Source organism: Acinetobacter sp. AOR34_HL (genome assembly GCF_027854795.1).
In the GTDB taxonomy this organism is placed as follows: domain Bacteria; phylum Pseudomonadota; class Gammaproteobacteria; order Pseudomonadales; family Moraxellaceae; genus Acinetobacter; species Acinetobacter junii.
Genome location: NZ_JAKTID010000082.1, coordinates 24,438 through 47,558, shown reverse-complemented (window position 1 = coordinate 47,558; position 23,121 = coordinate 24,438). Strand labels below are relative to the sequence as shown.

Sequence of the window (23,121 nt, the reverse complement as noted above, 5' to 3'; positions counted from 1 at the left end):
ATCCAATAGCACTAAAAATGCTTGTTTGAATGGACGTGGAGCGGTATCAAGTTGTTCAATAATTTGTTTCACAAGGTATCTTCTGGGCAAAGGGGTACAAAATACGAGTCATTTGAGGATAAACGATGCTATCGCATCATTTATCACATTTTTGGGACATCCCCTATTCAATCATTTGCTGTACTTTTTGAATTGCTTCTAACACTGTATTCATATTCTCATTACTCAGCGTGGGATGTACAAGAAACATTAAACTGGTTTCACCTAGTTTCTGTGCATTGACTAAACGCTGCTGCGGACGCCAAGGGGTATGATCAAAGGCATGTTCCAAATACACTTCTGAACATGAGCCACTAAAACATGGCACATTTAAAGAATTTAATTCATGCATAATACGGTCACGCGACCAGCCTTCAGGTAAGGCGTCAGTATTCACCTGAACGTAACATTTATAATAAGCATGTTGATAATCTACCGAAGGTTCATGGACTGTAAAGTAAGGAGACTTCTTAAATACATCAAAAAGTTGTTGAGCATTTTCATAACGCTTTTGCGTCCATTCAGACATACGGCGTAATTGAATACGACCGATGACTGCTTGCATTTCCATCATTCGCCAATTGGTTCCAAATGAATCATGCAACCAACGGAATCCTGGTGGATGCTGTTTATGGTAGATGCTGTCGTAATTCTTACCATGATCTTTGTAAGACCACATCTTTTTCCAAAGTTGCTCATCATGGGTAGTAACCATGCCACCTTCACCACCTGTAGTCATGATTTTATCTTGGCAAAATGACCATGCACCAATATGTCCGATCGAACCTGCTGCTCGACCTTTATACATCGCGCCATGTGCTTGCGCACAATCTTCAATGACATAAATGCCTTTTTCTTCAGCCAATTGCATGATGGGATCCATGTCACACATCCAACCTGCCAAATGCACACAGATAATCGCTTTGGTATTATCTGTCAAAACCGCTTCAATGGTACGGCGTGAAATGTTTTGAGAATCCAGCTCTACATCAGCAAAAATAGGATTTGCACCTGCTGTGACAATCGAACTAGCAGATGCCAAAAAGGTACGAGAAGTGACAATCACATCATCGCCCGCGCCAATGCCTAAAGCCTTTAACGCCACATCTAATGCGACAGTTCCATTGGCCAGTGCAACCGCAAACGGTGTACCGACATAATGTGCAAATTCTTTTTCAAATTCACGACATTCTTGTCCTGTCCAATAATTAACTCGATTCGACAATAAAACCTGCTGTACCGCGTTTGCCTCTTCGGGCGTAAAACTTGGCCAAGGTTCAAATGCGGTATTTAACATTTTGTTCTTCCAAATAATTCGTTTATCAACTATTTCTTCTGCATAATTCGTGCAGGATTACCAACAACGGTCACCCCTGCTGGGACACTTTTAGTCACTACAGCCCCCATACCTATCACAGCACCTTGACCAATAACGAGGGGTTGATTAGGCGTTCCCTGCTTAATCACAGCTCCAGCACCAATGTAAGCATGGTCATGAATATGGATATTACCATTGCATTTGACGCCTGGTGCAAAAGTCACATAATCCCCAATCAAACAGTCATGCTCTACATAACTGTATAAATTGGCATGGAAACACTTACCAATACGAATGTTAGATGTCACTGTAACAAATGGACTTAATGCTGAACCTTCACCTAGGTCAACTTCATCCATGAGTACCACATTGTCTGCACAAATAGACCACATTTTGATCTCATCTTGCTGCAATTGTAGAGCAATTTTTTCTCGAATTCGGCTGTTCGCGATTGCAATAACCACATGTTTAGAGCTCGCTTGCAACTGCTGAAATGTTGCATAATTTACAGCAGGATGACCATTCCATACTGTTGGCTGATCAAAACGATCATCAATAAAATAGAGTTCTGCGGTTAATCCATCACGCTGTAATTGCTGTCTCGCAACAGGCATTAAACTTCGCCCACACCCCGATGCGCCATAAATTGCATAAATAGGTTTAGTCATGATGCTTACCTGACTCCGAACCCATAAATTTCGACATGGTCGCTTCTCCTTCAGCATGAATACCATCACGAATGAGAACTTTTTTAACCGTTTTCAGCATAATTTTAATATCTAACCACAGCGATTGATGGTCAACATACCATGTATCAAGCTTAAACTTCTGTTCCCAGCTAATAGCATTACGGCCATTCACTTGTGCATAACCCGTAATGCCTGGTCGAACCTCATGTCGTCTGGCCTGTTCAGCATTATATAATGGTAAATATTCCATCAATAACGGTCGAGGTCCTACTATGCTCATTTCCCCTTTCAACACATTCCAAAGCTCAGGCAATTCATCCAAACTGGTGGATCGCAGTAGTTTTCCAAAAGCGGTTAGACGTTCACTATCGGGTAATGCCTCACCTTGGGCATTATAAGCATCTTTCATGGTTCGGAATTTAATCATTTTAAAGGGTAGACCATGTAAACCAGGACGTTCTTGCTGAAATAAAACAGGTGAGCCTAGATTCTTACGAACCAGTAATGCAACCATAATTAAAATAGGTGAAAGTAAGATAAGCGCTAATAAAGCAATCACGATGTCTAATAAGCGTTTAATCATGTTTTGTTCCAGTCACCCATTGTACAAACTGCTGTGACAAAGCTACGCGATTAAACTGCGTCTTAGCAACATTTTGTCCATTTTTTCCCATACGCTTCAGTTGATCACGATCTGACGCAGCTTTCTCTAGCGCATTCGCAAAGGCCTTCGGCTGATCGGGAGGCACAGCAAAACCGCAATGCTCTTTTTCAATCAACTCCGCCAACCATCCTGGATAATTATTCAATACAGGTAATGCAGCTGCAATATAGTCGAAGAATTTATTGGGCGATGTTCCATAATAAAAGGCTGGAACATTGGCTAAAATTTGCATACCAATATCGGCGCCTGCCATTAATGCCGCCAGTTGTTGCTTATTTACAGGATCATGAAAAATAATATTATTCAATTCTAAGCGATGCGCCTGTTGTTGTAAGGCTGGTTTCTGCATACCGTCACCGACCAACACCAATTTAATATCATCCCGTCCACGTTGTTTTAATTCACTTGCCACAGCAATCACTGCATCTAAACCATTGGCTAGACCATGTGTACCTGTAAAAATCGCCATCAAATCACCGCGATTGACTCCTTCTGGTCGCCATACCTCAATCGGCTGATCGAAAATATCCAAATCACATCCATTGGGAATTGAGGCCACACGCTCAGGCTGAATACCACGACCAATAATGCCATCCACAATCCCTGGTGACAGTCCAATTAAACGATCGGCTGAATGGTAAGACAACCATTCGAGCATAGACATCATCATCAAAATGATGGGATTCTTAATCACTCCCATAGCTTTGGGTAATTCTGGCCATAAATCACGCACCTCAAATACAAAGTTTTTACGACGTAGCCATTTTGCAAAAATACCAGGAATACCTGCTGTGAGCGGTGTGGTTGTGGCAAAAACCACATCGTAAGGTTCGGTGAGTGCCACGCGAATCGACTTAAATGCGAAACTTAAGAATATAAGTACGCGTTTAAGAAAGGACAAAGCATTAGAATAAGGCAATTCAAATTCAATAATATCGATGCCATCAACTATGCCACGACGCACACCCTTTTCAAAAGGCTGGCTTAATCCAGTTTGCCCTGCACCAAAAGAACCACACACCATAGTGACCTGATGTCCTTGACGTAATAGAGCTTGTGCCATGGCATATGAACGAATACCAGTCGATCCCTTTGGCGTTGAAAAATGCTGATGGAAATAGAGAATTTTCATGTCAAATCTTTGATAATGGTCACAATGGTAGTGGGCTGTGTCACAGTGATCTCGAGCACAGGTAATGGATTTTTTTGATAATAGTTACGAGATTCTTCGCCTTGTATTAAATGCATTTGCGCATTCTGAGGTCGTTCAAGCTGCAACATGATTTGACCATTGCTTACTCCGTCTGGCGTGAGTACCCAATGATCAGGCTGTAGTCTCCAACGTAAGATGGCTTGACGCTTAAAGTCAGAGACACGATCAATAACCCTAATAGAATGACGAGTTAAAATAATCTCACGTTCATGTTGTCCACCCCAAGCGTCTTGATAGCCACAACGCCAATGATCTTTTGCATAGTGAAGATTTTTGGGTTTCAGCCAATCACCAAATAAAAAACGACTCAAACGTGGCATTTGCAGATGATCATCAAACTGTACGGTATTGTGACTGGCTGTTCCTGAAAAATAGTCCAAATCTTCTAGGGTAGAGTTATAGCTATAGGTTCCCCCATCACGTAACAGGTTTTCTCCGTGCCACCATACATCCAGATGCAAACTATCGCATTGACTCGGTCTAAAGTGAAAGATCGGTAGTTTAAATGCCAAAAAAAAGGGTCCGATTGTAGCGGTCATTAAGCCACTGTCCTGAAAAAACTGTTGCTTACTCGGCAATTCAAAGGCCTGATTTTGCATTTTTTCTAAGGCAAAAAATACCAATACCTGATCATAGGTGCCCGCAGTTTGATAGTAACTGTGTCCCACAAATAGCGTGCTAGCTAGCTGTACACTTGGTCGAAAATCCGCATAATCGGTTGCCGATACTACCAACAACCGTGCACCATCATTCGCACCTAAATTGGGAGCATTCCCATGTACTTGTGTTAACACATGAAGCCAATCTGTTGCACGTTGTAATTGCTGTTGTAATCGTATGGAAAAGGTCTTATCGTCAAACTGTCGACGAACAATCTCGGCTAGACAATAAGAATCAAGCATTACACGATGATAATTGACTGAATATTGACTAAAACCACCATCTGCCATAATCAAGCATTTGGCCCGATTTTCTAACCAATAACGCCCTGTATCTTGCCATTGCTTGGCTTGTGATGATGGTCGAAAATGATTGAGAAAAACTCCACCTATATACAGTGCGGTGGCTTCAGAGGTACCATGATTATTGTTTTGGGCTATCGCATAATCTATGGTGGGGGAAATTCGTTGCAAGTGAACGTGTATTAAGTCCAGTAATTGAATTTGTGGATCAGCCCGATTTGGTAAACCAAGATAGGCAGCTATCAGGTGCATAACACGAATCGATGCTTCCTGACCACATTTCCAGTTCGGCCCAAAATAAGCTGGATTATTGCAACACCAATCATTCAGCCAACAATCCAGCTCAAGTAAGGCCAGACCATCTTGCTGTTTGCGCTCTCGCACGACAAAGTCAAGCACCCATTGCATGCGAGAAATTTCCCAAATTCCTTTAATGTCACCGATCTGTTCATCAAAGTCGGGAATTTGATACCAAGGTAAATGTGTATCTTTAAATTGACGATGGCTAAACCGATTATAAAACCAATTAGGTATATCCGTTACTGTGGCACCCGATTCTTCATTTGGTCGTGGCGAAGAAAAAAAATTGCCTCGAGGCAACTGTGCTGTCAATTTTTGCACAGAATTCAACCCAATTCTTACACTCAAGCGATATTTCAATACACGAAATAGACTCATAAAGCCTAATGCCCATGCCGTCTTTGCCTTGAGTTGGAGTTGACTCATGTTTGTGCTCGTAATATTTCAGCAACTTGTAAAGTCACACGTGCGACTTCAAAGATTTCATCAGCAGGGATGGGTGTCGGTTGCCCTTGTCGAATACTTTCCACAAATGCTGCCGCACATGCCTCTTGACCTTTATCTTGACGCCACAGATTCATTTTATTGAATCCAGGCCAGCCAAAACCTTTCAGTTTTCTAAAGTTATCGAGCTGTAAAACACGCCCTGCTGTAAAGACTTCTATGCGTTCTTTTGGAAAACTGGATGCACCATTCGCCAAATAAAAAATCGTACCAAATGATCCATCTTCAAAACCAAACGTCATTGAGGCTTTGTCTTCTAGAACCTGCACAGCATCGGTTTCACCCATACGACGAGCCTGAATCGATACAATTTTCGAACCTGCAAGAAAACGCATCAAGTCAATAAAATGGCACGCTTCACCAATTATGCGACCACCACCTATTTGTAAATCTTGTGTCCAATGCTCTGCAGGAATCGCCCCTGCATTCATAGTCATAATAAAACTTTTTGGCTCTTTTACTGTGTCAAGCAAGGCTTTCATTTTTTGCACTTGCGGTGCAAAACGACGATTAAAACCTACCATAACACGACTATAACGATCGGTTGTACTTTGCTGTTGATACAATTGTTCAATGCGATCAATTTCATCGACATGTAACGCCAACGGTTTTTCTACAAAAACGTGTTTACCTGCAGCAAGCACTTTCTCCACCATCGATGCATGACTATTATGCCGTGTCACAATCGCAATCGTATTGATTTCTGGATGTTGTAACATGGCGTTCAGATCTGTCGATGCTTCGGCAAATCCTGTTTTACTACCATGAATGACGCCATTAATTCCGCCAGCAGTCACAATGGTATGAAGTTGTGCGGAAGCTTTCTTAAATGCGGGAATCAAAATACGTGAGGCATAATTACCAGCTCCAATAAAACCAACTACAGCATTCTCTGGTTCAACCTGTATCGGTTTCAACACCACATTTTGTCCAAGACGTGAGGCAATTGCTGAAGGATATTTGAGTAAAATACCCAACCCTGCCTGATCTTCGGTCAGCACATTGTAAGCCTGTGGCGCATCTTCAAAATCAAATCGGTGGGTAATTAAAGGATCAACATTTAAGGTACCTGCAGCCAACATATCCAAAACAGCTACAAAGTTGCGTTGTTCTGTCCAACGTACAAATCCAAGTGGATAATCATGCCCTTTATCTTCATATTCGGCATCGTAGCGACCAGGCCCATAAGAACATGAAACTTGGAAACTCAGTTCTTTTTCATAAAAGTCAGCACGGTTCAACTCTAAACCTGTCACACCCACTAAAATAATGCGTCCGCGTTTTCGACTCATCCGTGCGGCCTGAGTTACTGGGTCACTAACTTTAGTCGAGGCAGTAATAATCACGCCATCAATCCCTAAACCACGACTAAATGCCAACCCTGTTGCAACAGGGTCTTCTCCACGCCCAGGGTTGCACACTTCGGCACCAAATTGCTTCGCCAATTCCAGCTTGCTTTGGTCAAAATCAATCGCCAGTACACGACAACCATTTGCACGGAGCATTTGAATGGTTAATAAACCAATCAGTCCTGCACCAGTGACGACAAAGCACTCCCCCAAGGTCGGTTCAGCAAGGCGAATTCCTTGTAGGCCGATACTGGCAACAACTGCAAAAGCGGCCGCTTCATCGGAGACTTGATCTGGAATTTTCGCGCAGAGATTTTTCGGCACTTTCACCACATCGGCATGAGGACCATTCGATACGACACGATCACCCACTTTCAGCCCGTCGACACCATGCCCAATTTCATGAATCACGCCAACATTGCAATAACCTAAAGCCAAAGGTTGTGCCAATTTTGATTTCACTGCGTCATAGGTTGTCAATAAACCATCGGTCTGCACTTTTTCAAGAACCATTTTGACTTTTTCAGGTTGCTGACGTGCTTTATCAATTAAAGACGCTTTCCCAAATCCCACCAACATTCGTTCGGTGCCTGCGGAAATCAACGATGTAGTCGTCGCAATCAGCACATGTCCTGATGTGCATTGGGGTGCAGGTGCTTCCGTCACCGTTGTTCCACCATTCGCCATGTCTTGAAGAATTTGACGCATTCACATCACCTTAGAAAAAGAAAATCCCACTTGAAGTGCAAGCCATGCAGCCTCAAACACCAATAAAACCACTTAGCACACGTGAGTTTTATTTTACCCCAGCCGAGAATAATTGCATGTATCAGCAGCAACTGATTTTTTGTATTTAAAGCAAAATTCAACTCATCGCCATATTCGTATTCACGCATACAATTTTTTGATCCATAACATCACCTGCTGACGCCCCCATGCCACCTGTTTCAGTTGCTGTTGTTGCAGATGAGAAATATCCGACTGCAGGGATAATACACTGTCTTGAAAAGCCTGTTGAATGGAGGTTACATAGACATCATCAATCACCACACAGGGAAAGTGATCTGTAATGTTTTGATAAGCAGACAGTTTCGCCAAAATGAGTAAACACCCACAAGACAGGGCTTCTAAAATTGATGAAGATAACTGATCGCTCTTGGGTAAAGACAAGGCAACATCCGCTGCACACAAATAACCTGACAATTGCGCCTGATCAATAAAACCATCAATTAACTGGATATTATTATCACCTTGAATATGTGATTTCACTTTAGCCAAATATTGCGCATCAAAATCTCCTGCCAAGAGCAGCAGTCGATAGCCCTGACGACCTCGTGCAAACTGTTGAAAAGCCTCCACCACATCCAGTGTACGATACAGCGGAGTAATGCGTCGGTTATAAATCCACACCGTGTCCTGTTCAGAGATGCCTAACTGTTGGCGAACAATTGAACGTTTTTCAGTGGATACACGAAATACCGAAGAAACTCCGAGACTAAAGGTCATTACACGTGATGCTGGTACTGAAAAGTGTTGCGTCAAAGTGTCTTGCATATATTGTGAAGATGCAGTGATTTTTTCTGCAGCATGTAAGGTCCGTCGAATCAAAAATCGATAGATTATGCTTTTTTGCGGTGCAGAAAAAATCTCACTCCCATAGGTGGTCAGCAGATATTTTCGACCACTTAAATATGCACTCAAACCATAACCTGAAGTATTATGCGCATGTAATTGCAAAGCTTTCGGCACAAACAGTCGCAACCATAATCCCAACAGGATATAGGCCACAATACTTCCTAAAGCACCAAAGCGAAGTAAACCATTAAACTTTGTCGTCACCTGTTCTGGTGGGAAAAAGCTATTCTTATGAATGCTATAGATGTGATAAGGCAAACCTAATTCATCTAGATATTCCACCCAATGTCTGACATGCGGACTACTGGCATTGGCTACATAACTAATGGGTGGGGTCTGCATCGCCATGATTAGATTTCACACTCGCTGAGGTTGACGGCAAAAAAATAGCAATACACTACCTGCATAAGCCAAGAAAATGGCCAATGCAGAAAAGTAAATCTGTGTTGGCAATATCGCTTGCAAAATTAAAGTGATTGTCGCCCAGCATAATGCATTCAATGATAAACGACTAAATTTCCCCATAGCCACATGTTGTTGAATGTACATCGCCTGTAACGCAGATAAGGGCACCGCACACTGTAACAATACAAAGGTGAGTATCGCAGATGCCTCTAAGGCAAAATGATATAGATAGAATACAGGAACTAATGCTATAGCCGAGCAGAATACCCAAAACATCGAGATCCACAGATAAATGGTTTTCTGTTGAACCGCCGCCTGTTGTTGTTTGACCAATTTCGGCACAAATACCGCACCGAGCACACTCGGAATAAAAATACCGATTTGAAAGAACTGGAAACTTAAAGAAAATACTGCGGCATCATATGCGGAATAGTCAACATTCACCGCTTTCATCAACGCATAAAGACCAAAAAGCGTGATAAAACCAAATAGAGCTGCTTTAATTGATTGTTCTAAACATTGCTTTAGAACCGTTTTATCCAGCAGTTGCGACAACCCAGTCACTAAAGTATAAGGCCGAAAGCCAACGTGATAGAATACAAGTGCATTCAACAACATAAACACCAGTGCATAAATCGTAATGATCTCACTCGCAGCGGTTTTACCCAAAAACACACTGGCCATCCAAGCAATGATGAAGGCCAAAATGTAGCTCAATAAAGCAAATAACCCTAAGGCCTTATATTTTTGTTGATAGGACCATAAGGATTGAATCATGGCAAAACACACACTGCCTGTCGTAAAAAATACAGCTGCAGCAGTGAGTAGACCATTTGAGCGCAGATTTTGCGTATCTCCTCCCCACAATATGGTCGCAAAAGGCAACAGTAACAAACTCAATACAAGCAGCAATATGCTAGTTGCGAGCGTCATTTGAATATGTTGCTCGGGCTGTGAATATGCACCTGCCCGTAAAATTTGTGGCCCCCCTCCTAAAGAGGGAAATGCGCCAAATGCAGCACTCAGGCTCAGCATTAACACAAAACTGGCGAGTGCCGCGTGTCCAAAATACCATGCCAAATACAGACTAAATAGTAATTGTAAGAATCGTGCAGATCCTACACCGACCACCATAATCACATGAGGGCTCATTGCTACTTAGACCAATGGTGTGAGTGGGAAATATACGCTTGTTTTTCGTCTTGGGTGAATCGCTCAGCAATCTTTTTCGCAGGAATACCGCCTACAATAGTGAATGGTTCAACCGATTTATTCACCACACTTCCTGCGGCAATAATTGCACCTTGACCAATCTCGACACCTTTTAAAATGGTGACATTGGCCCCCACCCAGACATCATTTCCAATTTTTATTTTCGCTTGACGCTGTTGATTGTCTTTGACAAAAAACATCGGTTGAGTGGTGTCCTTAAATTCATGATCACCGCCCAATATGGTGACATTAGGACCAAACATCACATAAGAACCAATCTCAATTTCGCCAGAGAACCAAGCGCGATTGGCAATAAAAACATGATGCCCCAAAGTAATGGTGGAATAACTGAATACCGAACCTAAGGGACTAAATAGGACATGCTCACCTACACTATGAAATTTTTGCAAATAACCATACATCAAGACTCGGTTACATGCCCTAAAACAGAAGTTGTGCAGGTAGGCTAAACCACGCGCAAGGATTCGTATCATCTTTTCAACTCAAATGACTAAATCGAAAGCTTTTGCACCAAAGTCAATCGACTTAAATTCACGGTGTTTGACCAATAATACACGAATATCCGCCTGCTCAGCCTCGGTTAAATCCACCAAAGGAATGTCTTGATACTGATTCACATCCAAATTCGGCTCTACAGCAACCACCTGACAACCACTGTGTTTGAACAAATGTAAACTAATATCTAAGGCTGGGCTTTCACGTAAGTCATCAATATCCGCTTTAAACGCTAGGCCATAACAAGCCAGCTTAATATCCTTAATTGTTTTGCTTGGATGTCGTTGTAAATAGTCGGCAATTTTAATCTTGACCTGATCAATCACCCAGTGAGGTTTACTGTCATTCACTTCACGGGCTGTACGAATTAAACGAGCTTGCTCTGGTGTTTTAGACACAATAAACCATGGGTCAACTGCAATACAGTGTCCACCAACACCCGGACCAGGCTGCAAAATATTGACGCGTGGATGGCGATTGGCCAATTGAATTAATTCAGCCACATGGATGTCTAACTTATCGCAAATGATTGAAAGTTCATTGGCAAAAGCAATATTAACATCACGAAATGAATTCTCTGTCAGCTTACACATTTCCGCAGTCCGTGCATTGGTTTCAATGCACTCCCCTTTGACAAAGGTTCGATACAATTCAATCGCAGCTTTTGAGCATCGAGGCGTCATCCCCCCAATAATACGATCATTACTGATCAACTCTTGTAATACTTTACCTGGTAAGACGCGCTCGGGACAATGGGCAATCAAAACATCAGCAGCCTCTCCAGCCTGTTGAGGAAACGTTAAATCTGGTCGAGCAGCACTGAGCCATGCTTCCATTTCTTCGGTCGCACCTACAGGTGAGGTAGATTCTAAAATCACCAAATTGCCTGCATTTAAATAAGGTGCTAGAGCCTTTGCTGCAGATTCAATATACGCTAAATCAGGCGCATGATCGTCTTTAAAGGGTGTCGGCACCGCAACAATATAGGCATCAGCTGCACAAGGCTCCGTTTGCGCCGAAAGTTGTCCCTGTGCAACCACATCACGGACTAAAGCAGCCAAATCTGGCTCTACAATATGCACTTTACCTTGGTTAATAATATCTACAGCATGCTGATTAACATCGACTCCTGTCACTTTTAAACCATGTGCAGCAAACGTCGCCGCAGTGGGTAATCCAATATAACCCAAGCCCACAACACAAAGATGTTTAAAAGAATGCTTCATATACCCAACTTAATGATTTAAATCACTTAAAAATTTTAAATTACAATGCGTGCTGTCGAAGAAAATCAATAATTTTCTGACAAGCTGTACCATCCCCATAGGGATTATGTGCTCCAGCCATACCATGATATATAGCTGGGTCATCCAACAATGCAGAGACATTTTGCACAATTTGTGCTTTATCTGTCCCAACTAATTTCACTGTGCCTGATTCAACTGCTTCTGGTCGCTCTGTTGTGTCTCTCATTACCAATACTGGTTTGCCTAAGGAAGGTGCTTCTTCTTGAATGCCCCCAGAGTCAGTCATAATGAGATCGCAACGATTCATCAAATACACAAAAGGTAGATAGTCTTGCGGTGCAATTAAAAAGATATTTGGAATATTGGACAATAACTGTTGTACAGGTTGTTGTACATTCGGATTTAAATGTACAGGATACACAATTTGTAAATCTGGATATTTCTCTGCAAGTTCAGCCAATGCTGAACAAATATTGAGAAAACCTTGGCCAAAATTCTCCCGACGATGCCCGGTCACTAAAAGTAATTTTTTTGTTGAATCCAGAAAGGTAAAAGTATGTTGAAATTCTTCAATCAGGGCTTGATCATGTTCAACTTTCTCTTTGACTTGGAGTAAGGCATCAATCACGGTATTACCCGTAATGACAATGCATTCAGGTTGCACATTTTCTTTGATTAAATTTTGATAGGACGATTGTGTCGGCGCAAAATGATAATTGGCTAAAACGCCTGTTAACTGTCGATTAGCTTCTTCTGGCCAAGGTGAATAGAGATCACCTGTACGTAGACCCGCTTCAACATGACCTACTTTAATTTTATGGTAGTATGCAGCCAAAGATGCTGCAAATGTCGTCGCTGTATCACCATGGACTAAAACCAGATCTGGTTGCCACTCTAAAAAGACCTGCTCAAGCCCTTTTAAAACACCCGCTGTCACGTCCGACAATGTCTGACCTTGCCTCATCAGATTTAAGTCATAATCGGGATTCAGTTGAAATAGTGCTAAGACTTGGTCCAGCATTTCTCGGTGCTGACCTGTCACACAGACTTTACATTCAAAGTCATTCTGCTGCTGAAGATGCAATGCAAGTGGTGCCATTTTGATTGCTTCTGGACGTGTACCGAAAACCAATAAGACTTTTTTCACGACATATATCCTGTTTTCAGCCCTAAGTGACAAGCGAGAGAACTATCTAAGAAAATTCAATCTGTAGATAGTTTGAATATTAGAGTTTGATATAATATCAGACTTTGATTTAGCACTAAATCCATTCTCAAACTGTACTGCAAAGAAGCACTAAAAAAATCACGCTTTTATTTTGATTCTTCAGATATCACATATATAAAGAGTATGTTCACAAATACATAAGAAACGTAGCAAAAATTCACTCGATTTTAAGATCAATGATTCTATGCTTTAACTCAACCATGCTAAGATCAATGGCATCAATTTTATGCAAAAAATGATTTGGACATCTCATGAGTAAAGCTTTACCTCTCATTGCTGCAGTTGTGTTAGGCGGTGCGGCCCTAGTACCTGTTTATTATGCGACACAAAATCCAACCACTGAGTTTGGCACGAAAGCTGATAAAAATGCAGCACCTGTTGCTAAGATCAGCTATGCTCTCGGTTATGAAGTTGCAAAACAAACTCCACCAGAGCTTGAAACGAATGCATTTATTACAGGTTTTCGTGATGCACATGCTCAAAAACCTGCAGCATACTCTGAGGAAGAATTACAAGCAGCATATGTAGAATTCCAAAAAGAGATGCAACAAAAGCAACAAGACGAAACCAAAAAAGTTGAGGCAAGCAACTCAAGTTTCTTAGCTGAAAATGCTAAAAAAGAAGGTGTTCAAACAACAGCATCTGGCTTGCAATACAAAATCACCAAAGAAGGAACTGGCAAACAACCTGTTGCAACTTCTGTCGTTAAAGTACATTACAAAGGTCAATTAACTGACGGTAAAGTATTTGACAGCTCATACGATCGTGGTGAACCAATTGAGTTTCCATTAAATCAAGTCATTCCTGGCTGGACTGAAGGTCTACAACTCATGAAAGAAGGCAGTAAGGCAACGCTTTATATCCCTGCTAACTTAGGCTACGGTGAACAAGGCGTGCCAGGCTCTATCCCGCCAAATAGTACTTTGATTTTTGATGTCGAATTAATCGCTGTAAAATAATGATATAGGGAGAGCTTGTGCTCTCCTTTATTTTGGAAGAAAGAATGAAAAAACTTACACTTACTCTCATAACATTGATGATTGGAACGGTTCAAGCAGCTCCTATCACCCTAAAAAGTCCACAAAAAGATCAATTGGGTTATAGCTACGGTTATTTAATGGGGAAAGGAAATACAGAAACACTCAAAGACTTAAACATCGAAACCTTTGTGCTAGGGCTTGAAGATGCAATTAAGGGAAAACCAGCAACTCTCAGTGATGAGCAAATGGCGACAATTCTCAACCAATATAAAAAGCGACTTGAAGCCAAACAATTAGTTGAATTCCAAGAGCAGGCAGAAAAAAATGCCCAAGAAGGAAAAAACTTTCTAGCAGAGAATGCTAAAAAACCAGATATCATCACAACAAAATCAGGTTTACAGTATCAAGTTCTTCAACAAGGTACTGGTAAATCGCCAAAGTTAACATCGACAGTAAAAGTAAATTACGAAGGTCGATTAATTGATGGAACTGTGTTTGATAGCTCGATTGCTCGTAACCACCCTGTTGAATTTAAACTGAATCAAGTCATTTCTGGCTGGACTGAGGGTGTCCAAACGATGAAAGAAGGCGGCAAAAGTCGTTTCTTTGTGCCATCTAACTTAGCATATGGTGACGTGGGTGCTGGAGATGCAATTGGACCGAACAGCACACTTATTTTTGATATTGAATTACTCGAAGTGAAATAGTAATAAACCCTCCTTGTTGGAGGGTTTATCTTTTTAATGTTTCAAATGTCTTGGGCGAAAACCCGTGATTAGTAAACCAATAACATAAGCAGCGACACCCAATACACACAAGCCAACAACTTCTGCGATTCGCAACCACTGAGCGATATCACCTTGGTACCATGTTAAAGCATATGCAAGAGCAGCAATCATGGTTATGTTGGCCACTAAAAATTGGAAACCTAGCTTTTTCCAATGCGCCCCAAAACGATAGATATTTCGTTTGTGTAAATAAAAATACAGCATTCCAGCATTGACTAAAGCAGAGCCCGAAGAAGCGAGTGCTAAAGCCATATGCTCAGCATGCCAATCAATTAATTTAAAGAACCCAATAAATACAACGTTTAAAATCGCATTTGCAGCAACTGCCATGAGACCGACACGAACTGGTGTTTTGGTATCCTGTTGTGCATAAAAACCTGGTGCAAACACTTTAATCAACATAAATGAAATTACACCTGCACTCATACATTGCAATGCAAGTGCCGTCATATGTGTATCTTCTAAAGTAAATTCGCCACGTTGGAATAAAGCTTGAATAATCGGTGTCGATAACATGAATAATGCAATACTTGCAGGAATACCGACCAACATAATGATCTTAGCAGCCCAATCAATCATGCTTTTAAATTTAGCTTGATCTTGCTCAGCGTGACGCGCAGATAGTGAAGGCAAAATAACTGTCCCGATCGCAACGCCAATGAGACCTAATGGCAGTTCAGTCATTCGTTCAGCACTGTATAGCCACGATACTGAACCATCTTGCATGAACGATGCCCAAATCGTATTTAACAGTAAATTAATTTGTGTTACTGAAACACCGAATAATGCAGGCAACATTAGTTTCAAGATACGATCAACACCCTCATGCTTAAAATCAACTTTAGGTGGAATAAGTAAGTTCTTTTTCCAAAGCTCAGGGATTTGTATCGCTAACTGTAAAACACCTGCAACCACGACAGCCCAACCCAATGCCATAATAGGTTCTGCCATAAAAGGTGTTAACCACCATGCTCCTGCAATCATCGCAATGTTCAAAAGCACAGGTGAAAATGCTGGCGATGCAAATGAGCCATAGCTATTTAAGATACTGCTCGCAAAAGCCGTCAACGACATGAACATTAAATAAGGAATCGTGAGGCGGAACATATCCACCGCTAAATCAAATTTCTCTGGATCGTTATGAAATCCTGGTGCATACAAATAAATAATCGCTGGTGCGGCAACCATCGCCACAAAAGTTAGCAATGACATAGCCGTCAGCAAACAACCAAATACTCGGCTAATCAGAATCTGCACTTCTGCATGTGTTTTACTAGTTTTATATTCGGTTAAAACAGGAATGAAAGCTTGAGAAAAAGCCCCTTCCGCAAATAAGCGTCGAAAAAAGTTTGGAATACGAAAGGCAACAACGAAAGTATCGAAATCTTTACCCGCACCAAATACATTTAATAGCACGATATCACGCACTAATCCCAAAACTCGAGATAACATCGTCATTGCACTGACAATAATAGTCGATCGCCACAATGCCATCGCATTCACCTACGGCTTATCTTTAAAAAGCGTTATTGTAATGAAACTCAAAATAGATTTCGTTGTGAAATCATAAATTGGCGGATATTTTTTAAGTTAATTTGGCTTGTGATAGCGCTTTTCGGAATCTTTGCCAATCAAAATAAGGACCTGGATCTGTTTTCCGCATTGGTGCAATATCAGAATGCCCCGCGATATGATTCTGAATTTTTGGATAGCTTTTAGCTAGCATCAGTACAACATCAACCAATGCTTGATACTGTGCGTCCTCGAAAGGAAGATCATCGCTGCCTTCCAACTCAATGCCGATCGAATAATCATTACATTCTTTGTGTGCTAGATAACTCGAACGTCCTGCATGCCACGAACGATCATTGAAATTTACAAATTGAATCACTTCACCAGTGCGCAAAATCAATAGATGTGCGGATACTTGCATGCCTTCAATAGTCTGAAAATAAGGATGAGTATTCCAATCTAACTTATTTTGAAAGAATTGCTGGATATAACCACCACCAAATTGAGAGGGTGGCAAACTGATGTTATGAATAACAATCAGTTGAATGTCAGCATCCACTGGACGTGCATTAAAATTTGGTGATGGGAGTTGCGTCGCACCTTCTAATACACCATTTCGAATTTGCGCAAATCTAGAACGTTGCATGGTTTATCAAATCGGCAATTTAATCTTTATCTTTGCCATTTTGACATGCTTTATGCGCAATAATCGAGATGAAATGCTTATTTTTTATGTTGAGGGTGCTAATATAACGCACTAGTTTTTTGGTCAACCTATACTGGAAATAGTATGAGCATTCCTCAATCTTTGCTTGAACAATCGATTCAAATTAATATTCAACAAGCATTACAGGAAGATATTGGGGACGGTGATATTACCGCAATGCTCACACCAGAAGATGAGCAAGCTACGGCAACGATTATCACTCGTGAAGACATGGTATTGGCTGGTCAACCTTGGGTTAACGCCTTGATCAAAGCTTATGATAAAGATGTTCAAATCACGTGGTTAAAGCAAGAAGGTGAACTTGTTCAAGCCAATCAAGCTTTTCTAAAACTTGCAGGTTCAGCTCGTAGCTTACTAACAGTTGAGCGTCCTGCTTTGAATTTTGTGCAAACGCTTTCTGCTGTGGCGACCAAAACGGCAAATTACGTAAAACAATTGGATGGTTTAAACACTAAACTTTTGGATACACGTAAAACCTTACCAGGCTTACGCATTGCTCAAAAATATGCAGTGGCAATCGGTGGTGGTCAAAATCATCGTCTAGGTTTATTTGACGCTTTCCTAATTAAAGAAAATCACATTATGGCAGCAGGTGGTATTGCCCAAGCCATTACCAAAGCACATCAAATCGCACCAGGTAAACCAGTAGAAGTAGAAGTAGAGACTTGGGACGAGTTGAATCAAGCACTCGAAGCTGGAGCTGATATCGTGATGTTAGATAATTTCAGCCAGCAACAAATGATTGATGCAGTGAAGCATGTTGCTGGACGTTGTAAGTTAGAAGCCTCAGGCAATATTACTATTGAGAACTTACGCGAAGTTGCAACAACTGGCGTAGATTATATTTCAATGGGTGTACTGACTAAGGATGTGAGAGCTGTAGATTTATCTATGCGTTTTAATGCTTAAGCATCATCAACATCTTTTGTTTCCTTCTGAGTCGAAGTGTCACGAGATACTTCGACTTTTTCATTCCAAGCTGACTTAGCTTGTGTCGAATCAGTAGGGCGTGGATCAACAGCCATCAAAACAAAAGTCACTGCTGTTAAAAAAATGAGAAATACTTGAACCATTATTCCCCCTCCTTGTTATTTTCAATTTACGCAAGCGTACCAAACTAAGATGAGCTGAATAAGCGGGTATTGTTACCGTTTGAAAATTTATAATGCGTCTATGTAGAGATAGATATTCATTGATCATGTTTATTTTTATGTCGCTTAGAGATACATTGACCCATAAACTATTTTAAATCATAAAAAATGGAATCTATTTTCGAAGCCTTCTTTACTTTGCTTTTTCAAATCATCCGTTTTTTTCTGTATATCATTTTTGAAGTGATTATCGAAGGCTTAATTCGTGGCACTGGATATTGTGTTGTATCTGCTTATCGATTGAGACGTCACGTTGATATTGAGAGCACTGAGGTTTTAATTGTTGGTTTTATTACATGGGGCATGGTTATCTTTTTGGCTATTTATTATTTCCTTCTGATCTAATCTTAAATAAAAAAAGGCGGTCTAAAAAAACCAGACCGCCCGCACTATCAACTGGAACTTACCAACCGAGTGCTTGCTGTTGCTTTTGAATCAACTCTGAGATTCCTTTTTCTGCAAGCTCTAACATGGCATTACACTGCTGGCGTGTGAACGGTTTGTCTTCTGCCGTCCCTTGAATTTCAATAAATTCACCTGCTTGTGTCATCACCACGTTTAAATCCGTTTGGCAATTTGAATCTTCTTCGTAGCATAAATCTAGTAGGACTTCGTCTTGATACATTCCGACTGAGATCGCTGCCACTAAACCTTTTAATGGGTCATGTTTAATTTTCTTGTTGCTCAGCAATACATTCATTGCGTCTACCAATGCAACCGCTGCACCTGTGATTGCAGCAGTACGTGTACCGCCATCCGCTTGGATCACATCACAGTCTATCGTAATCGTGTTTTCACCCAACTTCTTCAAGTCCACCATCGCACGAAGACTACGACCGATTAATCGTTGAATCTCTTGAGTACGACCCGTTTGCTTACCACGTGCTGCCTCACGATCACTACGCGTGTGCGTTGAGCGTGGTAACATGCCATATTCCGCAGTTACCCAACCTTGTCCCTGACCTTTCAAGAAACGAGGTACTGAATTATCAATGCTTGCTGTACACAACACTTTGGTATGGCCAAATTCAACCAAAACTGAACCTTCAGCGTAACGGGTATAATTACGCGTAATCTTTACGTCACGTAACTGGTCTAATGCTCTTTGGTCAATACGCATAATAATTCCTTAAAACGATAGCACAACTATAATTGCACCATAGTATATCTCAATTACACGTACTTTCCCTTTTGCTTGTTGGTAAAGAGCATCGCTTAATGACTCAAGCAATGCTCTATCTTAATTAAGCAGCTTTACCAAACATGCTTTTCACTGCATCAACAAAGCTATGTTTGATCGCCACCAAACGGTCTACTACATTGTCAGGCAAAGAGTGAATCGCCAGACGTTTATACACACTCACAATTTGAGATCCAAACGGCGCTGTATTGTACTGTTGACCAAACTCTGCACAGACTGCACGTACTTTAGGTGCCATCTCTTGATAGCGGTTGGCAGGTACATCAGGGAACAAGTGATGTTCGATTTGATGACTCAAATTGCCACTTAAGAAATGCATGATTTTACCGCCAGTAAAGTTTGCTGAACCACGAATCTGACGCAAGTACCACTCTGCTTTGGTTTCATTATCAATATTGTCAGTGATAATTTCAGAGTCTTCTGTAAAGTGACCACAATAAATCACGGTCGATGCCCAGTAGTTACGGATCAGATTGGCAACAAAGTTACCCGCTAATACTGGCAAGAACATTGGGCCAGCAATCAATGGGAACAGCACATAATCTTTACCAAACTGACGTACCATCTTTTTGCGTAGATTTTTGGATTCTACATACACTTCTTTCCAAGTTTTGGTGCCATCAAATAATACTTTTTCCATCTCTAGACGTTGTAAAGCCAATAGCCATTCAAAACCCGTAGATAATACAAAACCCGTTGGTACGTTAAACAAAAAGCGAGGTTCCCACTTTTGCTCACGACTCATACGCATCACGCCATAACCACTAATGTCATGATCCATGCCGTACACATTAGTATAAGTATGGTGTTTATAGTTATGCGTATATTTCCAATCTTCACCCGTACACACCGTATCCCAGTCGTAGGTTGCACCATTAAGCGTTGGATCATTTAACCAGTCGAACTGACCATGCATCACATTATGACCAAGTTCCATATTTTCAACGATTTTAGATACGCCTAGCATAACGGTACCTAATAACCATACAGGTGGAATCCAACCACCAAACATCAACATGCCGCGTGACGCAATTTCGGTGTAGCGTACAAAGTTACGTACTTTATAAATATAATCAGAATCTTCTTTGCCAATTTTAGCCATGGTTTCAGTACGGATGGCTTCAATCTTACGGCCAAACTCTTGTACTTCTTCTGGTGTTAATGCACGGCTTGTATTACCGCCAAATTTGATTGGAGGAATCGTTTTAGTCGGATTTACTGTCATCATGTTCATAATATTATTCTCTATCTGGTCAATATGAATTAAAGGTCAATCTCAACGGGACTCACCGCTTCACTCACACACAACTTAATTTGCACATTGTTTTGGTTATCGATTTCACCTGTAAGTAGATTTTTCACTGCACCACTAACCTTGGTACAAACACAGGTATTACAAATCCCCATACGACAACCAAAAGATGGTTTCAAACCCGCAGCTTCAGCACTGGCCAATAGGTTGCCACGGCCTTCAAACTCTTGCATACTGCGGCGGAAATTGACTGGTTGGATTTGAGCATCCACATCCATCGTCACTGGCAAGAAGCTTTCTTGCGTTAAACGGTCTAACCAACCACGTTTCGCCCAGATTTGACGTGTCGCTTTCATCAACCCTGGAGCAGCACACACATAGGTTTGACGTTGAGCAGCATCGACACACAAACGATCCAAAGTTTCTTCATCAAAATAAGCAGGTTGTTCAGCACTATCGACAATAATGTGTAGCTTAAAGTGCGCATATTCTGCTGCCAGTGTTTCCAATTCAGTACGGAACGCTGGATCACGTGAGTAATAAATCAACGTTACAGGTTGATTTGAACGTGCTAAAGCCTGTTTCGCAATCGGAATAATCGGCGTAATACCACTACCTGCAGATACCAAAAGAATTGGTTGTTTACCTTCTTCTGTATCAAAGTCTTTTAGCGTAAATTCGCCCATCGCCTGAGTAATTTCAATCACATCACCAGCACGTGCGCTGTTGGCTAAATAGTTAGATACACGACCTTGTTTTTTTATACCCAATACCAATTTGTCGTGACTTGGTGAACTCACCAAGCTATACGCTCGTTGATGCAGCACACCATCAATACGAACCGTCACCATCACAAATTGACCAGGCTGATAGGTTGTAAATTTATTGTTACTGCTTAAAGTGACCTTGATCATTTCATCTGCAATCGGCTCAATCGCTTCGATTTTTGCCATAATGCGGCGCAAAGTCCACATCGGGTTAACCTTTGCAAGGATAAAATCAACAAAATCTTCACGAACCCAATGCGGTTGATAATTTAACTTAGCGTTCATACGTTCCTCGTTTTGTATCTGGCTATTTATATTGAGTGAACAAATGTTCATGTAGTGAACATGTGTACACTATATTAATTTGTGTTCACTGAGTCAACACTTGTTCACTATTTTTTGGTTATTTTTAATACTTTTTTATAAATCGCTAAAATGACGAGAAAAAAATAATGGATTAATCAGCAAATCTAGCCCTAACAAAACATGTTTCTTTTCTCGCTTGGCAACTTCACTTCTTAACAGGCATTAAATGGTTATGAGAACAAAGAAAGTATTGATATAAATTCTATTTGCAGCCTAGCTGCTCATTTTCTTGCTAGGCTTTAGACACCTCTCAGGACAAAGTTGCTTTGTTTAATCCTCGCTCAGGGCTAAAAAAATCATGTTTTTTTTGCTAGACTCTGCTGTATGAATTCAATGGATCTTTTTCATGTCGATTAGAGATGAACGAAAACAACAGAGCCGACAAGCTCTGCTTGATGCAGCACTCCATCTCAGTACTTCTGGACGCTCATTTAGTAGTATCAGTTTGCGTGAAGTGGCTCGCGAAGTTGGTTTAGTACCAACGGCGTTTTATCGTCATTTCCAAGACATGGATGCGTTAGGGCAAGAACTCGTTGATCAAGTTTCTTTGCATCTCAAAAGCCTGATTCATCAACTGGGGCAAAGTTATTTACAACACAGCGGGTCTGCGAAAACACGAACCAGCATTGAGTTGTTTGTCCAAGCAGTAAATCATAGCCCTCAACAGTGGCAATTTATGATCGCTGAACGTTGGGGTGGTTCTGAAACAGTACGAATTGCGATTGCCCGTGAAATCGAATTTTTGATTGAAGATCTTGCCATTGACCTGTGCAAACTCGAAACCTTCAAACATATTAGGGAAGCCAAAGACCTCCAAGTCTTATCAACGATTTTGATTAATATGTCCTTTACATGGGCGATGACATGGATCAACTTACCCAAACAGTTCACGATTGATCATTTGTTAGAACAGCAAAATTTATTTATCGATAATGCAGCGACTCAAGTGCGCTTACTATTTCGTGGGATCTCAAACTGGGAACCTCAAAACGCTTGATCATATCAATATGAAAGGTTGATATATAAAAGCATTGCTAAGCGTTATGATGCATTAGACAATAGCGCGATGCCGTTTAGAACACTATGAGGAGCTTAA

21 protein-coding genes are annotated in these 23,121 nt (G+C 41.1%); 4 read left to right on the top strand and 17 right to left on the bottom strand.

Annotated elements, in window-relative coordinates; all coding sequences use genetic code 11:
- Window positions 1–163 precede the first annotated feature (163 nt).
- The 11 genes from MKL32_RS14080 to wecB form a co-directional block, all read right to left on the bottom strand.
- Window positions 164–1,336: a DegT/DnrJ/EryC1/StrS family aminotransferase gene (locus MKL32_RS14080; RefSeq protein ID WP_151738155.1), complete on the bottom strand. Its 1,173-nt coding sequence runs from the start codon at window positions 1,334–1,336 to the stop codon at window positions 164–166.
- Window positions 1,337–1,365: 29 nt separating this feature from the next.
- Complete coding sequence (locus tag MKL32_RS14075) at window positions 1,366–2,025, bottom strand: acetyltransferase (protein WP_039048117.1); 660 nt, start codon at window positions 2,023–2,025, stop codon at window positions 1,366–1,368.
- Window positions 2,018–2,629: a sugar transferase gene (locus MKL32_RS14070; protein WP_004966949.1), complete on the bottom strand. Its 612-nt coding sequence runs from the start codon at window positions 2,627–2,629 to the stop codon at window positions 2,018–2,020. Before MKL32_RS14070 ends, MKL32_RS14075 begins: the two co-directional genes overlap by 8 nt.
- Window positions 2,622–3,842 (bottom strand): glycosyltransferase family 4 protein, encoded by a 1,221-nt coding sequence (locus MKL32_RS14065; protein WP_270900676.1) that lies wholly within the window; start codon window positions 3,840–3,842, stop codon window positions 2,622–2,624. The genes MKL32_RS14070 and MKL32_RS14065 overlap by 8 nt, the downstream gene beginning before the upstream one ends.
- Window positions 3,839–5,611, bottom strand: coding sequence for a heparinase II/III domain-containing protein (locus tag MKL32_RS14060; RefSeq protein ID WP_005403838.1), 1,773 nt, complete (start codon window positions 5,609–5,611; stop codon window positions 3,839–3,841). Before MKL32_RS14060 ends, MKL32_RS14065 begins: the two co-directional genes overlap by 4 nt.
- A complete protein-coding gene (locus MKL32_RS14055) occupies window positions 5,608–7,746 on the bottom strand; it encodes a bi-domain-containing oxidoreductase (RefSeq protein WP_004966943.1) in 2,139 nt (712 codons plus the stop codon). The genes MKL32_RS14060 and MKL32_RS14055 overlap by 4 nt, the downstream gene beginning before the upstream one ends.
- 180 nt (window positions 7,747–7,926) lie before the next feature.
- Window positions 7,927–9,021, bottom strand: a complete 1,095-nt coding sequence (locus MKL32_RS14050) for a glycosyltransferase family 4 protein (protein ID WP_270900675.1) — start codon at window positions 9,019–9,021, stop codon at window positions 7,927–7,929.
- 9 nt (window positions 9,022–9,030) lie between these two features.
- Window positions 9,031–10,230, bottom strand: coding sequence for a hypothetical protein (locus MKL32_RS14045; RefSeq protein WP_005403835.1), 1,200 nt, complete (start codon window positions 10,228–10,230; stop codon window positions 9,031–9,033).
- A 2-nt stretch (window positions 10,231–10,232) separates the two neighbouring features.
- Window positions 10,233–10,784, bottom strand: coding sequence for an acyltransferase (locus MKL32_RS14040; RefSeq protein WP_005403834.1), 552 nt, complete (start codon window positions 10,782–10,784; stop codon window positions 10,233–10,235).
- A gap of 9 nt (window positions 10,785–10,793) precedes the next feature.
- Complete coding sequence (wecC, locus tag MKL32_RS14035) at window positions 10,794–12,032, bottom strand: UDP-N-acetyl-D-mannosamine dehydrogenase (RefSeq protein WP_151790316.1); 1,239 nt, start codon at window positions 12,030–12,032, stop codon at window positions 10,794–10,796.
- 40 nt (window positions 12,033–12,072) lie between these two features.
- On the bottom strand, window positions 12,073–13,200 hold the full coding sequence (gene wecB / locus MKL32_RS14030) for a non-hydrolyzing UDP-N-acetylglucosamine 2-epimerase (protein ID WP_270900674.1): 1,128 nt from the start codon (window positions 13,198–13,200) through the stop codon (window positions 12,073–12,075).
- 332 nt (window positions 13,201–13,532) lie between these two features.
- On the opposite strand from wecB, the gene MKL32_RS14025 reads away from it, so the two are divergent.
- Both MKL32_RS14025 and MKL32_RS14020 read left to right on the top strand, forming a co-directional pair.
- A complete protein-coding gene (locus MKL32_RS14025; protein ID WP_151707821.1) occupies window positions 13,533–14,240 on the top strand; it encodes an FKBP-type peptidyl-prolyl cis-trans isomerase in 708 nt (235 codons plus the stop codon).
- Window positions 14,241–14,284: 44 nt separating this feature from the next.
- Entirely contained in the window at window positions 14,285–14,968 is a 684-nt protein-coding gene (locus MKL32_RS14020; protein WP_125318362.1) for an FKBP-type peptidyl-prolyl cis-trans isomerase, read from the top strand.
- Window positions 14,969–15,001: 33 nt separating this feature from the next.
- Here MKL32_RS14020 and murJ read toward each other — a convergent pair whose 3' ends face one another.
- Complete coding sequence (gene murJ, locus MKL32_RS14015) at window positions 15,002–16,552, bottom strand: murein biosynthesis integral membrane protein MurJ (RefSeq protein WP_171293815.1); 1,551 nt, start codon at window positions 16,550–16,552, stop codon at window positions 15,002–15,004.
- A gap of 82 nt (window positions 16,553–16,634) precedes the next feature.
- Window positions 16,635–17,207 carry a 1,6-anhydro-N-acetylmuramyl-L-alanine amidase AmpD gene (gene ampD / locus MKL32_RS14010; RefSeq protein ID WP_125318361.1) on the bottom strand — a complete coding sequence of 191 codons (573 nt, stop codon included), beginning with the start codon at window positions 17,205–17,207 and terminating at the stop codon, window positions 16,635–16,637.
- 144 nt (window positions 17,208–17,351) lie between these two features.
- Here ampD and nadC point away from each other — a divergent pair, with 144 nt between their 5' ends.
- Window positions 17,352–18,197: a carboxylating nicotinate-nucleotide diphosphorylase gene (nadC, locus tag MKL32_RS14005; RefSeq protein ID WP_125318360.1), complete on the top strand. Its 846-nt coding sequence runs from the start codon at window positions 17,352–17,354 to the stop codon at window positions 18,195–18,197.
- On the opposite strand, the gene MKL32_RS14000 is transcribed toward nadC, so the two are convergent.
- From MKL32_RS14000 to MKL32_RS13985, 4 genes are all read right to left on the bottom strand, one after another.
- Complete coding sequence (locus tag MKL32_RS14000; protein WP_165395627.1) at window positions 18,194–18,361, bottom strand: ABZJ_00068 family colistin stress protein; 168 nt, start codon at window positions 18,359–18,361, stop codon at window positions 18,194–18,196. The genes nadC and MKL32_RS14000 overlap by 4 nt on opposite strands.
- A gap of 481 nt (window positions 18,362–18,842) precedes the next feature.
- On the bottom strand, window positions 18,843–19,559 hold the full coding sequence (rph, locus tag MKL32_RS13995) for a ribonuclease PH (protein ID WP_004907303.1): 717 nt from the start codon (window positions 19,557–19,559) through the stop codon (window positions 18,843–18,845).
- Window positions 19,560–19,683: 124 nt separating this feature from the next.
- Window positions 19,684–20,874 (bottom strand): fatty acid desaturase family protein, encoded by a 1,191-nt coding sequence (locus MKL32_RS13990; protein WP_004966919.1) that lies wholly within the window; start codon window positions 20,872–20,874, stop codon window positions 19,684–19,686.
- Between the two features lie 29 nt (window positions 20,875–20,903).
- Entirely contained in the window at window positions 20,904–21,944 is a 1,041-nt protein-coding gene (locus MKL32_RS13985; RefSeq protein WP_005403828.1) for a ferredoxin reductase, read from the bottom strand.
- Window positions 21,945–22,371: 427 nt separating this feature from the next.
- On the opposite strand from MKL32_RS13985, the gene MKL32_RS13980 reads away from it, so the two are divergent.
- A complete protein-coding gene (locus MKL32_RS13980) occupies window positions 22,372–23,022 on the top strand; it encodes a TetR family transcriptional regulator (RefSeq protein WP_005403827.1) in 651 nt (216 codons plus the stop codon).
- Window positions 23,023–23,121: the final 99 nt, after the last annotated feature.

Coding starts and splice junctions, on each gene's coding strand:
- MKL32_RS14080 (WP_151738155.1), bottom strand. CDS start 1,336: ATGTTAAATACCGCATTTGAACCTTGGCCAAGTTTTACGCCCGAAGAG.
- MKL32_RS14075 (WP_039048117.1), bottom strand. CDS start 2,025: ATGACTAAACCTATTTATGCAATTTATGGCGCATCGGGGTGTGGGCGA.
- MKL32_RS14070 (WP_004966949.1), bottom strand. CDS start 2,629: ATGATTAAACGCTTATTAGACATCGTGATTGCTTTATTAGCGCTTATC.
- MKL32_RS14065 (WP_270900676.1), bottom strand. CDS start 3,842: ATGAAAATTCTCTATTTCCATCAGCATTTTTCAACGCCAAAGGGATCG.
- MKL32_RS14060 (WP_005403838.1), bottom strand. CDS start 5,611: ATGAGTCAACTCCAACTCAAGGCAAAGACGGCATGGGCATTAGGCTTT.
- MKL32_RS14055 (WP_004966943.1), bottom strand. CDS start 7,746: ATGCGTCAAATTCTTCAAGACATGGCGAATGGTGGAACAACGGTGACG.
- MKL32_RS14050 (WP_270900675.1), bottom strand. CDS start 9,021: ATGGCGATGCAGACCCCACCCATTAGTTATGTAGCCAATGCCAGTAGT.
- MKL32_RS14045 (WP_005403835.1), bottom strand. CDS start 10,230: ATGAGCCCTCATGTGATTATGGTGGTCGGTGTAGGATCTGCACGATTC.
- MKL32_RS14040 (WP_005403834.1), bottom strand. CDS start 10,784: ATGATACGAATCCTTGCGCGTGGTTTAGCCTACCTGCACAACTTCTGT.
- wecC (WP_151790316.1), bottom strand. CDS start 12,032: ATGAAGCATTCTTTTAAACATCTTTGTGTTGTGGGCTTGGGTTATATT.
- MKL32_RS14025 (WP_151707821.1), top strand. CDS start 13,533: ATGAGTAAAGCTTTACCTCTCATTGCTGCAGTTGTGTTAGGCGGTGCG.
- MKL32_RS14020 (WP_125318362.1), top strand. CDS start 14,285: ATGAAAAAACTTACACTTACTCTCATAACATTGATGATTGGAACGGTT.
- ampD (WP_125318361.1), bottom strand. CDS start 17,207: ATGCAACGTTCTAGATTTGCGCAAATTCGAAATGGTGTATTAGAAGGT.
- nadC (WP_125318360.1), top strand. CDS start 17,352: ATGAGCATTCCTCAATCTTTGCTTGAACAATCGATTCAAATTAATATT.
- MKL32_RS14000 (WP_165395627.1), bottom strand. CDS start 18,361: ATGGTTCAAGTATTTCTCATTTTTTTAACAGCAGTGACTTTTGTTTTG.
- rph (WP_004907303.1), bottom strand. CDS start 19,559: ATGCGTATTGACCAAAGAGCATTAGACCAGTTACGTGACGTAAAGATT.
- MKL32_RS13990 (WP_004966919.1), bottom strand. CDS start 20,874: ATGAACATGATGACAGTAAATCCGACTAAAACGATTCCTCCAATCAAA.
- MKL32_RS13985 (WP_005403828.1), bottom strand. CDS start 21,944: ATGAACGCTAAGTTAAATTATCAACCGCATTGGGTTCGTGAAGATTTT.
- MKL32_RS13980 (WP_005403827.1), top strand. CDS start 22,372: ATGTCGATTAGAGATGAACGAAAACAACAGAGCCGACAAGCTCTGCTT.